Genomic DNA, 13,270 nt, shown 5'->3' with positions numbered 1-13,270 from the left:
AGGGGGATGGTTCGGGGGGGGCGTTCAGCTGTCGGAGCCGGCCGGCTTCCACCGGAAGATGCGGCGCTCGGCGAAGGTCAGCAGCCCCTCGGCGACGAGGGCGACGGCGGCGAGGATGACCATCGCGGCGTAGACGCCGGCCGCGTTGAAGGTGCCCTGCGACTGCGCGACGAGCAGGCCGATGCCCTTGGTCGCGCCGATGTACTCGCCGACGATGGCGCCGATGAGGGCGAAGCCGAAGCTGACGTGGAGGCTGGTGAAGATCCACGAGGTGGCCGACGGGATGACGACCTGGAGCGTCACCCTGCGGTCGCTCGCGCCGAGGATCCGGGCATTGGAGACCAGGTTGCGGTCGACTTCACGGGCGCCCTGGAAGGCGTTGAAGAACACCGGGAAGAACACCAGCACGACGGCCGACGCGACCTTGGAGGCGGGGCCGAGTCCGAACCAGATCACGAAGATCGGGGCAAGGACGATCCTGGGTATCGAGTTGAGCACCTTGATGTATGGACCAAGGACGTCCGCGAGGAAGGCGATCCTTCCGAGGGCGATACCGAACACGACACCGGCGACCACACCGAGCACCCAGCCGAGCAGCGCCTCGTGGACCGTGGCCCAGATCTGCTCACCGAGGGAGCCCTGGGCGGTCCCGTGCATCACCCAGGTCCAGATCTGATCCCAGACCTTCGAGGGCATCGAGAAGTTGAACGGATCGATGGTCTTGGCCCGGGAGAGCGCCTCCCACAGGCCGAGGAAGGCGATCAGGAGCAGTACGCGGGCGCCCATGACGACGACCTTGCGTCTGCGGGCGGCACGCGCGCGCGACTGCGTGCGGTCCGTCTTGTTGCCGGGTCCGTTCATGGCCGGCGCGACCTGGGCCTCGGGCATCACGTCAGGCGACATGGGCGGCACCCCTCTCGCGGGTGATGCGGACCTCTTCGCCGAGTGACTCCCAGATCTCGCGGTAGATCTCGATGAACCGCGGCTCCAGGCGCACCGACTCGACCTTGCGCGGCCGCGGCAGGTCGATGTCGAAGACCTGCTTCACGGTCGCGGGCCCGGCGGTCATCACGACGACCCGGTCGGCCAGCGCGATGGACTCCTCCAGGTCGTGGGTGACGAAGACGACGGAGGCGCCGGTGCCCTCCCACAGCTCCAGCAGCTCGTCCGACATCAGCGCGCGGGTCTGCACGTCGAGCGCCGAGAACGGCTCGTCCATGAGCAGGATCTCGGGGTCGTTGACGAAGGTCGCGGCGAGGGCGACGCGCTTGCGCTGCCCGCCGGAGAGCTGGTGCGGGTAGCGGTCCTCGAAGGCCGCCAGGCCGACACGGGCCAGCCACTCGCGGGCCTTCTGCCTGGCCTCCGCCTTGGGCACGCCCCGAAAGCGGGGGCCGGCCATGACGTTGGACAGGACCGTCCGCCAGGGGAAGGTCGCGTCCTGCTGGAAGACGAAGCCGACCTTGTCGCCGACGCCGTCGACCGGCTGCCCGGCCACCAGCACCTCGCCCTCGGTGGGCTCCTCCAGGCCGCTGACGAGGGTCAGCGTGGTGGACTTCCCGCAGCCGGTGGGTCCGACGACGGCAACGAACTCGCCACGCCGCACGGTGAGGTCCAGGTCGCGCACGGCCGTGTGCAGACCCCCCGACGGGGTCCTGAAGGTTTTGCTCGCGCCCCGTAGCTCGATGGCGGGGCTGGTGTCTGTGCTCATGGGCCGGGACGGTAGGTGTGGCACCGGCCACAGCTGCAGTCTTGTGAGCGCAAGCCGTTCTTTTGCTCGCAAGAGCCTGTTGTGCTCATTTTGCTCGCGCTACAACTGCGGAGCACGAAACACGGGCTTAACGCTCGCCGGCCTTGAAGGAGAGGCCTGATGATTGACGTCCTGGTGGTGGACGACGACTTCCGCGTCGCTGAGATAAACGCCAAATACGTGGGGAAGGTTCCCGGCTTCCGGGTGACCGCCCGCGCGCACAGCGCCGCCCAGGCCCTGGCCGCCGTCGAACGCGGCGCCATCGACCTCGTCCTGCTCGACCACTACCTGCCGGACCGGACCGGCCTCGAACTCGTCCACCGCATGCGGGAGCAGGGCCACGGCACCGACGTCATCATGATCACGGCAGCCAGCGATGTGACGACCGTGCAGCAGGCGATGCGCCTGGGCGCCCTGCACTACCTGGTCAAGCCCTTCACCTTCGTCGCCCTGCGGACCCGACTGGACTCCTACGCGGCCCTGCGCCGCACCGTCGACCGGGTGGGCGATCGGGGTCTGACGGGCCAGGACCAGGTCGACCGGATCTTCGGCGCCCTACGCACCTCCCCCGCGCCGTCCGCGCCGGGCCTGCCCAGCGGTCACTCGGAGCCCACGACGGACCTCATCTGCGGCGTCCTGCACAGCGCCGCCCTGCCCCTGTCGGCCCACGAGGTCGCCGCCCGAACCGGACTCAGCCGCTCCACGGCCCAGCGCTATCTCCGCCACCTGGAGCAGGCGGGCCGCCTGCGACTCTCCCTGAAGTACGGCGACACCGGCCGCCCGGAACACCGGTACGCGTGGGTGGCACCGTAGGCGGACGGGCGGCCGTCTGCCGGGCCAGGGCCGTGCGGACGCCGCCGGCTAGACGGCTCCCGCACCGGTCAGCGAGCGCACCTCGGTCTCCGCGTACTTGGCCTCGTCCGCGGACTCGTCCGAGGTGACCGTGCCCAGCCAGCCGGCGAGGAAGCCGAGCGGGATGGAGACGATGCCCGGGTTCTGCAGGGGGAAGTACTGGAAGTCGACGTCCGGGAAGAGCGAATCCGGGCTGCCGGACACCACCGGGGACAGCAGCACCAGACCGATCGCGGGAATCAGCCCGCCGTAGACGGCCCACACCGCACCGCGTGTGGTGAAGGCACGCCAGAACAGCGAGTAGAGCAGCACCGGGAGGTTCGCCGACGCGGCCACCGCGAAGGCGAGGCCCACCAGGAAAGCGACGTTGAGGTCGCGGGCCAGCAGGCCCAGGGCGATCGCCACGACGCCGATGCCGACCGCCGCGATCCTCGCCACCGCCACCTCACTGCGCGCCTTGACGTGCCGCCGCCGCAGCGACGCGTACAGATCGTGCGCCACGGACGCGGAGGAGGCGAGCGTGATCCCGGCGACCACCGCGAGGATCGTCGCGAAGGCGACGGCCGCGACGACAGCGAACAGAACCGTTCCGCCGGTGGAACCGGCGCCGCCGCCCAGTTCCAGCGCCAGCAGGGGTACCGCCGTGTTCCCGGATGCGCTCGAGCGGCTCACGACGTCCGGGCCCACCACGGCGGCGGCTCCGAAACCGAGGACGATCGTCATCAGGTAGAAGCCGCCGATGAGGCCGATGGACCACACCGCGGAGCGACGGGCCGCCCGCGCGGTCGGCACCGTGTAGAAGCGGGACAGGATGTGCGGCAGCCCCGCCGTGCCCAGCACCAGCGCGAGCCCCAGGCTGATGAAGTCGAGACGGGCCGTCCAGCTCCCGCCGTACTTCAGTCCCGGCGCCAGAAACGCGCTCCCGTGACCGCTGCGCTCCGCGGCCGTGACCAGCAGGCGGTCGAAGTCACCGTGGAACCGCACCAGCACCAGCACGGTCAGCACGACCGTCCCACCCAGCAGCAGGACCGCCTTCACGATCTGGATCCAGGTGGTGGCCCGCATGCCTCCCAGGGACACATAGATCACCATCAGCGCGCCCACACCGATGACCGTCCAGGCTTGGGCCGCCTCGCTCGTCCGCCCCAGCAGCAGCGCCACCAGGCTGCCCGCGCCCACCATTTGCGCCACCAAATACAGAACGGACACCGTGACCGAAGAAGTTCCCGCGGCGATCCGCACCGGCCGCTCGCTCATCCGCGCGGCCACCACGTCGGCCAGGGTGAACCGCCCGCAGTTGCGCACCAGTTCAGCCACCAGGAACAGCACGACCAGCCAGGCCACGAGGAAGCCCACCACATACAGCAGCCCGTCGTAGCCGAACAGCGCGATGAGCCCGGTGACCCCCAGGAAGGAGGCGGCCGACATGTAGTCGCCCGCGATGGCAAAACCATTCTCCATCGGGGAGAAAAGCCGTCCGCCGGCGTAGAACTCCTCCGCCGAACCCTGCCGCCTGCGACTCACCCATGTCGTGATCCCCAGGGTGACGGCCACGAAGGCGCTGAACAGCAGCAGCGCCGGCATCTGGTGATCGCCCGTCACAAGGCGCCTCCCTGGGCTCCGCGCGTCAGTTCCTGGGTGTCCCAGCGCAGCTCCAGAGCCGCCCGGTCCCGGCGCAGCCGCGCATGCCGGGCGTAGGCCCAGGTGAACAGGAACGTGGTCAGGAACTGCCCGAGCCCCGCCAGCATCCCCACGTTCACCGCTCCCACCACGGGACGGGCCATGAATCCGGGAGCGGTCGTCGCGGCGACCACGTACCCCACGTACCAGGTGAGGAAGACGGCGACCCCCGGCACCACGAACCGCCGGTACCTGCCGCGCACCTCCTGGAAGGCCTCGCTGCGCTGCACCTCGAGGTACACGTCACGAGCGCGAAGGTCCGCCGCGTCCTGCTCCCCGCGCGCGGACGGTACGGCCCGGGCCGGCACACCGGTGCCGTCCAGCTCGCCCCAGCCGGTGGCCAGCGCGTCGTACCAAGGGTCCTCGTACCTCGCGTCGCGGGACACCGCGCCGGGGTCTTCCTGGCTCTCGGCCGGGTCCCCGGAACCGTCCCCGGCTCCGCGGGCACGACCGTTGCTTGACTGCATGTCCAAGGATGGACAGATCGGGAAGATCCCTGACTCTTCTTCCCCCGGCTCTTCACCCCATCAGGTGACTCACTCCGCGCGGGGCCGCACCAGTCCCTTCCCGTAGGCGTAACGCACCGCCTGCGCCCGGTCCTTGAGGCCCGTCTTGGCGAAGAGGTTGTTGATGTGTGTCTTCACGGTCGCGGTGGAGACATGCAGCTTGCGGGCGATCTCCTGGTTGCTCAGCCCCTCACCGATCAGCACCAGGACCTCGGTCTCCCGCGCGGTCAGCCCGTCGGGCGCCTCGGCCTCGGCCGGCTTGGGCTCGGGCTCCGACAGCCGTTCCAGCAGTCGGCGCTGGACGCTCGGCGACAGTCCCGCGTCCCCCGACAGGACGCTCTCCACGGCGCGCACGATCTCGTCGCCACCCGCGTCCTTGGTGAGATAGCCCCGGGCTCCCGCGTGCAGCGCGGGGAACAGTGACTCGTCGTCCGCGTACGTGGTGAGCACCACGACCTGGGTCCCCGGGTACCGGGCCCGGATCCGCCGCGTGGCCTCCACGCCGTCGCAGCGGGGCATCCGCAGGTCCATCAGGACCACGTCGGGGGCGAGTTCCCCGACCAGCCGAACGGCCTCCTCGCCGTCCCCGGCAGAACCCACGACCTCCACACCGGGCAGCAGGCCGAGCAGCATCACGATGCCTTCCCGGACCACGGTCTGGTCGTCCGCGACAACCACCCGCGCAGGCTTCTTCTCCCCCTCCGCCTCCGTCATACCGGCACCTTCAGTGTCACCGAGAACCCCTCCTCGTCCGGCCCCGCGTCGAGCGAGCCGCCCAGCAGCTCGGCGCGCTCGCGCATCCCCAGCAGACCGTACCCGCCGCCGGCCCCGGTCAGTTCGCCCGGCAGGCCGCCCGAGTCCCTTACGTCCAGGGTCACTTCGTGCGCGCCGTAGTCGAGCCGCAGATGCACCTTGGCGCCGTGGGCATGCTTGCGGACGTTCGTCAGTGCCTCCTGCGCCACCCGGCGCACGGCCTGGGACGCCTCGGCCGGCAGGGGTCTGCGCTCACCCGTGACGGTGACCTCGGCACCGTCGGACCCGCTGACGATCTCGGTCAGGAAGTCCTCCAGCGGGGTCAGCTCGCCACGCAGCGCGGACAGTGCCTGCCGGGTCTCGGCGAGGCCGTCGCGAGCCATGCCCCGGGCGGCGACCACGCGCTCCAGGATCTGCTCCCGGTCGGCGCCGCGCTCGATCAGCAGCCGGGCCGCCTCCAGGTGGACCAGCTGTGCCGAGAGGCTGTGCGCCAGCACGTCGTGGATCTCCCGGGCGATCCTCGCCCGCTCGCCCAGCGCCGCCGACTCCGCCTCGGCGACCCTCGCGGCCCGCTCCTGGGCGAGCAGCCGCTGTGCGCTGCCCCGGGCCTCCGCGTCCAGTCGCAGGACGTATCCGGCGAGGGCCATGCCCGCCACCGTGGCGGCCGTGGTCAGCCACACGTCCTTGTTGGACGCGGAGTACGAGGCCAGTGCCACCGACGTCACGGGCAGGGCGGCCCCGAGCGGCAGCCGCTCCAGGGCGGCGACCCCGCAGCCGCACCAGATCACCAGGGCCGGCCCTTCGAACCCGGTGGCCTGGGCCGCGAGCGCGATCCCCAGGAGCACGCCGACGAGCCCCAGGGACGGCAGCAGCCGGTGTTCGTAGGTGGTGCGGAAGAAGGCCCAGGAGACGATGCCGGCCAGTACGACTCCCGACGCGGCCGCGAGCGCGCCCCAGATGCCGACGTGCTTCTGGCTGAAGGCGCTCCACAGGAGCAGGGCGATCACGAGCAGCCTGACGGCCCAGGCGATCATGCGCCGGGGCCGGCTGGTCCCCGCCCGGCCGAGCGCCTCTCGCGACGGCCAGCGGGTCCAGGCGTTGTCCTTCACACCCGCTCCTTCCACGCCGACCGCATGTCGTCACCGTACGCCGGGGCCGGACGGCTCGCGGAGCCGATGGACCGGGCCCGCCAGGCCAGGACCCCGGCACGGACGAGCAGGGTGACGGCGAGGCCGAGCATCAGCGCCGAGCTGTCCTGGTGCACGCCGAACGCCGCGCCGAGGGCGAAGACGCCGACCCGGAGTGCGATCCCGACGAGCCATACGACGACGCTGGCCTTGGTGCTCTTGCTCCACACGACGCCGTCCGGTGCCGTCCAGATCCCGGTGGTCCAGGCCCAGCCGGCGCCCGTGGCCAGGCCGATGAGCACCTCCACGGCGAGCAGCACGGCGGATCCGGCGCGGTGGTGGGCGTCGAGTATGCCGGGCTCGCGCAGCGCCACGACCGCAAGGATCACGGGCAGCAGCCACCAGCGCCGGTCGGTGTCGATCGCGCGGGCACGGAACTGCCGCACGACCACCACGGCGACGACGGCCACGATCATCAACACGTTGGCGAGCCCGGACATCAAAGCCTCCGCAAGCGAGAAGGTGGTGTCGGGAGCGAGTGCTGCCGACGCCTTCGAAGTTACGGAGATCCGCAGGTCAGGAGATCGGAGCAGGGGTGGATCGCGGGTGGAATCCGGCGGTCGGCCCGCCTCCACCCACGGGTGGAGAGAGCCGCGGTGGGGCGCGGGTCGCGAGGTCGGGGCGGCCGGCCGGGCGCGAGGTGTCGCCGCACGGAGCGGCCGCGCGGGCCGGCCGACCGGCCCGCTCCTGGTGAGCGACCCGGTCGGCCGGAGCCCGGCTCAGCGGTTACGCGTCGATCCGCGACCGGTCCAGGGTCGCCGCCGAGCTGGAGATGAACTCCTTGCGCGGCGCGACGTCGTTGCCCATGAGCAGGTCGAAGACCTGCTCGGCGGCCTCCAGGTCGGAGAGGTTGATCCGGCGCAGGGTGCGGTGGCGCGGGTCCATGGTGGTCTCGGCCAGCTGGTCGGCGTCCATCTCGCCCAGACCCTTGTAGCGCTGGATGGAGTCCTTGTACCGGATGCCCTTGCTCTGGAACTCCATGAGCTTGTCGCGCAGCTCACGGTCCGAGTACGTGTAGACGTACTTGTCCTGGCCCTTCTTCGGCTGGATCAGCTCGACGCGGTGCAGCGGCGGCACCGCGGCGAAGACCCGGCCTGCCTCGACCATGGGCCGCATGTAGCGCTGGAACAGCGTCAGCAGCAGGCACCGGATGTGGGAGCCGTCCACATCGGCGTCGGTCATCATGATGATCTTGCCGTAGCGGGCCGCGTCGATGTCGAACGTACGGCCCGACCCGGCTCCTATGACCTGGATGATGGCGCCGCACTCGGCGTTCTTGAGCATGTCGGTCACCGAAGACCGCTGCACGTTGAGGATCTTGCCCCGGATCGGCAGCAGCGCCTGGAACTCGGAGTTCCGGGCGAGCTTCGCCGTGCCGAGCGCGGAGTCGCCCTCGACGATGAACAGCTCGCTGCGGTCGACGTCGTCGCTTCGGCAGTCGGCGAGCTTGGCCGGCAGGGACGAGGACTCCAGAGCGGTCTTCCGCCGCTGGGCGTCCTTGTGCTGGCGGGCCGCGACGCGCGTACGGGCGGCGGCGACCGCCTTCTCCAGGACGACCCGGGCCTGGGCGGCCGCGTCACGCTTGGTGGCGGTCAGGAACGCCTTCAGCTCCTTGGAGACCACGTTGCCCACGATGCGGCGGGCCGCCGAGGTACCGAGGACCTCCTTGGTCTGCCCCTCGAACTGCGGCTCCGCCAGGCGCACGGTGACGACGGCGGTGAGGCCCTCGAGGGCATCGTCCTTGACGATGTTGTCCTCGGCCACACGCAGCATCTTCTTGGCGCGCAGTACGTCGTTCAACGTCTGAGTGATGGCCTGCTCGAAGCCGGTCACGTGGGTGCCGCCCTTGGGGGTGGCGATGATGTTGACGAAGGACCTCAGGGTGGTGTCGTAACCCGTGCCCCAGCGCAGCGCGACGTCCACGGCCAGCTCACGCGTGACCTCGGTGGGGGTCATCTGGCCGTGTTCGTCCAGGACCGGGACGGTCTCCTTGAACGTGCCCTGCCCCGAGAAGCGGAGGACGTCGCACACCGGCTTGTCGCTGGCCAGGTACTCACAGAACTCACTGATGCCGCCGTCGAAGCGGAAGGACTCCTCGCCCTTGCTGCCGCCCTCGCCGAGGCCGAACTCGTCGCGGACGACGATCGTGAGGCCGGGCACCAGGAAGGCGGTCTGCCGGGCGCGCTGGTGCAGCGTCTCCAGGGAGAGCTTGGCGTCCTTCAGGAAGATCTGCCGGTCGGCCCAGTACCGCACACGCGTACCGGTACGGGTCCTGGGGATCTTCTTGCCCTTGGCCAGGCCGCTCCTGGCCTCGAACTTCGCGTCCGGTCCGTCCCCCCGGAAGGCCCCCGGCACACCGCGCCGGAAGCTGACGGCGTGGGTGTGGCCACTGCGGTCCACCTCGACGTCGAGACGGGCGGAGAGCGCGTTGACCACAGAGGCGCCGACGCCGTGCAGGCCGCCGGAGGCGGCGTAGGAGCCGCCGCCGAACTTGCCGCCGGCGTGGAGCTTGGTCATGACGACCTCGACGCCGGACAGGCCGGTCTTGGGCTCCACGTCCACGGGGATGCCGCGGCCGTTGTCCCGCACCTCCACGGAGCCGTCGTCGTGGAGGATCACCTCGATGTGGTCGCAGTAGCCACCGAGGGCCTCGTCCACGGAGTTGTCGATGATCTCCCACAGGCAGTGCATCAGACCGCGGCTGTCGGTCGAGCCGATGTACATACCCGGGCGCTTGCGCACGGCCTCGAGGCCCTCGAGGACGAGCAGGTGCCGCGCGGTGTAGTTGGAACCGTCCCGGTCTGCTCCTGCCAGCAGCGCTGTGGACGGCACGGACGTATCGGCGGTCACGCGGTTCGCTCCTCGCTGAATTTCAGGTGACCCCCTTTTGGGTAAGGGGGCGGCTTCGGTCGCCGCTCAGAGGGTACCGAGGCCTGGTAGAGCCGTTGTAACGCCACCCTCGTCGGGAAGTCAGCCTAGTCCAGGCTCGCATGCATGTTCGATCCCTCGATGGAGTGAAGTACATATCACGTTCCCTTGGAGGCATGAACCATTTAGGCTCCGGGCACGTCCTCATGAACAACCGGCAACCCGGCCGGGAGGACGTGAACCCAAGACATGCGCGAAACCGTAAGCACATAAGACACGCACTACGGCACATTCGCCGCCAACCGGCAGCAGACAGCAGCCCCGGAAAGATTTTTTCGAGGAAAAGCCACGAGCGGGAACGTTTTCGGGCTGGTTGGATGTTGACCCTGGTACGACAGCTCGTCGAGCTAGAGAAGAGGCGACGTGACTACTGTTCTGACCCCCGCGAGCCCGCTGACGGCCGCCGATCGCTGCGACCGCTGCGGCGCCCAGGCATACCTGCGCGTGGTCCTGCTCAGCGGCGGAGAACTGCTCTTCTGCGCCCACCACGGTCGCAAGTTCGAGCCGGAACTCAAGAAGATCGCCGCTGAGATACAGGACGAGACGGAGCGGCTGACGACCGCTCCTGGCTCTGCTTCCGACGAAGAGCGCTGACACCTCGCACGACGACGAGCCAGCCCTGGCACAGGCCAGCGAACGGGCGGCCGCTCCTCACCACCAGGAGCAGCCGCCCGTGCTCATGCCCGCACGTAGTCCCTCAGGTGCCCTTGTAGGGCCTCTGCGGACCAGCGAGGGACGGTTTCAGCGTGCGCAGGACGTCGGACACTCGGGTATAGACCCCGGGACTGCCGGGGCGCCCACAGCCGCTCCCCCAGGACACGAGGCCGATCAGCCTCCCTGAGGCCACCAGAGGGCCGCCACTGTCGCCCTGACAGGCGTCCGCACCGCCCGCGACCTCTCCGGCACAGAGCATGGAATCGGCCCGGTAGGTGCCGTCCAGACCGCCCGGGTAGGCACGAGCGCACAGATCGTCGGCCAGCACGCGCACGCGTGCGGCGTGGAGCCGATGCGCATAGGTGCCGCCGCCGGTCGTGTCACCCCATCCGGAGACCAGGGCCTGCGTCTGCGCCTTGTACGCCGCATCTCCCGCCTGTGCCATGGCCACGACCGCGCTCTGCGGCAGCGGCGCGGCAAGCGTGAGCGCGGCGAAGTCGCCGGAGTTGGTGACCGGGTCGTAGCGCGGATTCACCCGGATGCCCTGTACGGCAATCTCCTCGCCCTCACCGGACAGCAGGTCCGTACGGCCCGCGATGACCTTGAGGTCGTGCGTCTCGTTCGGAGGCGTTCCCAGGACCTCGTCGTCCACGCAGTGGGCCGCGGTGAGCACGGTGGTCCGGGAGACCGCCACTCCGCCGCAGAACTGCCCCGCGCGCGTACCCCCGAACCGGTCACGGCTGGAGAGCGCCACGGTATACGGGGCCTGCGAAATCTCTATCGGGAAACCCCCTACGACCACGCTGTCGGCGACCGCCGGGGCAGCTCCCATCAGGGGTATGGCGGTCATCGTGGCCGCCAGGACCAGGGGCCGGATCAGGGCCCGGGCAATGGAACGGCGCATGCATGCTCCTCACTCTGCGGTGGTGCTGGGACACCCAGAGTCAGCCACCGCACGACTGCGCGCAGCACGAAGGCCCGGCTCCCCTGGGGGAGCCGGGCCTTCGCCGTCGTACGACCGGGACCTAGTCGAGGTAGTCGCGCAGCACCTGCGAACGCGACGGGTGGCGCAGCTTCGACATGGTCTTGGACTCGATCTGGCGGATCCGCTCACGCGTCACGCCGTAGACCTTGCCGATCTCGTCGAGGGTCTTCGGCTGACCGTCGGTGAGACCGAACCGCATGGAGACGACGCCGGCCTCGCGCTCGGACAGGGTGTCCAGAACGGAGTGCAGCTGCTCCTGCAGAAGCGTGAAGCTGACGGCGTCGGCGGGGACGACGGCCTCGGAGTCCTCGATGAGGTCACCGAACTCGCTGTCGCCGTCCTCACCGAGCGGGGTGTGGAGCGAGATGGGCTCGCGGCCGTACTTCTGGACCTCGATGACCTTCTCCGGGGTCATGTCGAGTTCCTTGGCCAGCTCCTCCGGGGTGGGCTCGCGGCCCAGGTCCTGGAGCATCTGGCGCTGCACGCGCGCGAGCTTGTTGATGACCTCGACCATGTGCACCGGGATACGGATGGTGCGGGCCTGGTCGGCCATGGCGCGGGTGATCGCCTGACGGATCCACCAGGTGGCGTACGTCGAGAACTTGTAGCCCTTGGTGTAGTCGAACTTCTCCACCGCGCGGATCAGACCGAGGTTGCCCTCCTGGATGAGGTCCAGGAAGAGCATGCCGCGGCCGGTGTACCGCTTGGCCAGGGAGACCACCAGACGGAGGTTGGCCTCCAGGAGGTGGTTCTTGGCGCGGCGGCCGTCCTCGGCGATGATCTCCAGCTCGCGCTTCAGCTTCGGGGCGAGCTTGTCGGAGTTCGCCAGCTTGTCCTCGGCGAACAGACCCGCCTCGATGCGCTTGGCCAGCTCGACCTCCTGCTCGGCGTTGAGCAGGGGGACCTTGCCGATCTGCTTGAGGTAGTCCTTGACCGGGTCGGCGGTGGCACCGGCTGCGGCGACCTGCTGGGCGGGAGCGTCGTCCTCGTCCTCGTCGGAGAGCACGAAGCCGGCGCTCTCGGTGCCCTCGGGCTCGTCGGCGGCCTTGGTGTCCTCGAGGACCTCGTCCTCGGTCAGCTCGACGTCGTCCTTGCCGGTGGTCTTCTTGGCGGCCGTCTTCTTGGCGACGGTCTTCTTCGCGGCCGCCTTCTTGGCGGTCGCCTTCTTGGCTGCTGCTGCCTTCTTGGCGGGTGCGACTTCCCCGGCGGGGTCGTCGGCTGCCGGGGCGGCGGGCGTGGCCGGGGCGGCCGTGGTGGCGGTGGCCTTCCTGGTGGTCACCGTCTTCGCCGCGACCGTCTTGGTGGCGGTGCGCTTCGCCGGGCTCTTCGCTGCGACGCTCTTTCGGGTGCGCTTGGGCTCTGCTGCACTGACCATCAGCGTCACACCCTCTTCCTCAAGGATCTGGTTGAGGCTGCGCAGTACGTTCTTCCACTGAGTGGCCGGAATCTGGTCAGCTTCGAAGGCCCGACGCACATCGTCGCCGGCGATCTGCCCCTCAGCCTTTCCCCGCTCAATGAGCGCCATGACAGAGACGGACTCGGCGATCTCCGGCGGGAGCGTACGGGATGTGCTGGCCGACACGAACAACCTCTCGGAACGTTGGAAAACGGCTTCCGGCCCCGTCCACAGCGGACAGGAGCCGACCACCGGCCTGGGGATGGGCCGACGGAGCGGGCGGGGGCCGGGAAGAGTCACAGCGCCTGTCATGGCGCCCGTATTCCCTCCGCGGCTGTCACCTCTTAGGTCATCGCGCTGCTCCCGCGAGCGTTACGCCCAATCTGCGTGGCCCGAGTCACACCCCGTAAGCGGTCAAAAGCGGTCAGGCATGGACAGATGAGATTGCTGTTGTGTCGACCGGGACCGCTCTGCAAGCACGGGCGGCCCGCCGCGGGGGGGGGGGGGGGGGGGGGGGGGGGGGGGGGGGGGGGGGGGGGGGGGGGGGGGGGGGGGGGGGGGGGGGGGGGGGGGGGGGGGGGG

General features: G+C 69.9%; 12 protein-coding genes. 2 read left to right on the top strand and 10 right to left on the bottom strand.

Going from position 1 to position 13,270, the window contains the following annotated elements; all coding sequences use genetic code 11:
* Nucleotides 1-24: 24 nt before the first annotated feature.
* The gene (locus tag AC07DS_RS44170; protein WP_479154377.1) at nt 25-903 is read right to left on the bottom strand and encodes an ABC transporter permease; all 879 of its coding nucleotides are present in this window, start codon (nt 901-903) and stop codon (nt 25-27) included.
* A complete protein-coding gene (locus tag AC07DS_RS44165; RefSeq protein ID WP_479154376.1) occupies nt 893-1,708 on the bottom strand; it encodes an ABC transporter ATP-binding protein in 816 nt (271 codons plus the stop codon). Before AC07DS_RS44165 ends, AC07DS_RS44170 begins: the two co-directional genes overlap by 11 nt.
* Nucleotides 1,709-1,867: 159 nt before the next feature.
* On the opposite strand from AC07DS_RS44165, the gene AC07DS_RS44160 reads away from it, so the two are divergent.
* The gene (locus AC07DS_RS44160) at nt 1,868-2,560 is read left to right on the top strand and encodes a response regulator (protein WP_479154375.1); all 693 of its coding nucleotides are present in this window, start codon (nt 1,868-1,870) and stop codon (nt 2,558-2,560) included.
* 48 nt (nt 2,561-2,608) lie between these two features.
* Here the strand turns inward: AC07DS_RS44160 and AC07DS_RS44155 are convergent, their stop codons facing one another.
* The 6 genes from AC07DS_RS44155 to AC07DS_RS44130 form a co-directional block, all read right to left on the bottom strand.
* Nucleotides 2,609-4,201, bottom strand: coding sequence for a solute symporter family protein (locus AC07DS_RS44155; RefSeq protein WP_479154374.1), 1,593 nt, complete (start codon nt 4,199-4,201; stop codon nt 2,609-2,611).
* A complete protein-coding gene (locus tag AC07DS_RS44150) occupies nt 4,198-4,746 on the bottom strand; it encodes a DUF485 domain-containing protein (RefSeq protein WP_479154373.1) in 549 nt (182 codons plus the stop codon). Before AC07DS_RS44150 ends, AC07DS_RS44155 begins: the two co-directional genes overlap by 4 nt.
* Before the next feature lie 69 nt (nt 4,747-4,815).
* The gene (locus AC07DS_RS44145) at nt 4,816-5,499 is read right to left on the bottom strand and encodes a response regulator transcription factor (RefSeq protein WP_393481011.1); all 684 of its coding nucleotides are present in this window, start codon (nt 5,497-5,499) and stop codon (nt 4,816-4,818) included.
* Nucleotides 5,496-6,647 carry a sensor histidine kinase gene (locus AC07DS_RS44140; protein WP_479154372.1) on the bottom strand — a complete coding sequence of 384 codons (1,152 nt, stop codon included), beginning with the start codon at nt 6,645-6,647 and terminating at the stop codon, nt 5,496-5,498. Before AC07DS_RS44140 ends, AC07DS_RS44145 begins: the two co-directional genes overlap by 4 nt.
* The gene (locus tag AC07DS_RS44135; RefSeq protein ID WP_479154371.1) at nt 6,644-7,165 is read right to left on the bottom strand and encodes a DUF1453 domain-containing protein; all 522 of its coding nucleotides are present in this window, start codon (nt 7,163-7,165) and stop codon (nt 6,644-6,646) included. Before AC07DS_RS44135 ends, AC07DS_RS44140 begins: the two co-directional genes overlap by 4 nt.
* 286 nt (nt 7,166-7,451) lie before the next feature.
* Nucleotides 7,452-9,575, bottom strand: a complete 2,124-nt coding sequence (locus tag AC07DS_RS44130) for a DNA gyrase/topoisomerase IV subunit B (RefSeq protein WP_479154370.1) — start codon at nt 9,573-9,575, stop codon at nt 7,452-7,454.
* Between the two features lie 441 nt (nt 9,576-10,016).
* Here AC07DS_RS44130 and AC07DS_RS44125 point away from each other — a divergent pair, with 441 nt between their 5' ends.
* A complete protein-coding gene (locus AC07DS_RS44125; protein WP_403958330.1) occupies nt 10,017-10,247 on the top strand; it encodes a DUF7455 domain-containing protein in 231 nt (76 codons plus the stop codon).
* A 103-nt stretch (nt 10,248-10,350) separates the two neighbouring features.
* On the opposite strand, the gene AC07DS_RS44120 is transcribed toward AC07DS_RS44125, so the two are convergent.
* Together AC07DS_RS44120 and AC07DS_RS44115 are read right to left on the bottom strand one after the other, a co-directional pair.
* Entirely contained in the window at nt 10,351-11,211 is an 861-nt protein-coding gene (locus AC07DS_RS44120; protein WP_479154369.1) for a S1 family serine peptidase, read from the bottom strand.
* 121 nt (nt 11,212-11,332) lie between these two features.
* A complete protein-coding gene (locus AC07DS_RS44115) occupies nt 11,333-12,874 on the bottom strand; it encodes an RNA polymerase sigma factor (protein WP_479154368.1) in 1,542 nt (513 codons plus the stop codon).
* Nucleotides 12,875-13,270 lie beyond the last annotated feature (396 nt).

It is taken from the genome of Streptomyces sp. NPDC044064, assembly GCF_056434245.1.
This window is presented reverse-complemented; position numbering and strand designations above follow the sequence as displayed.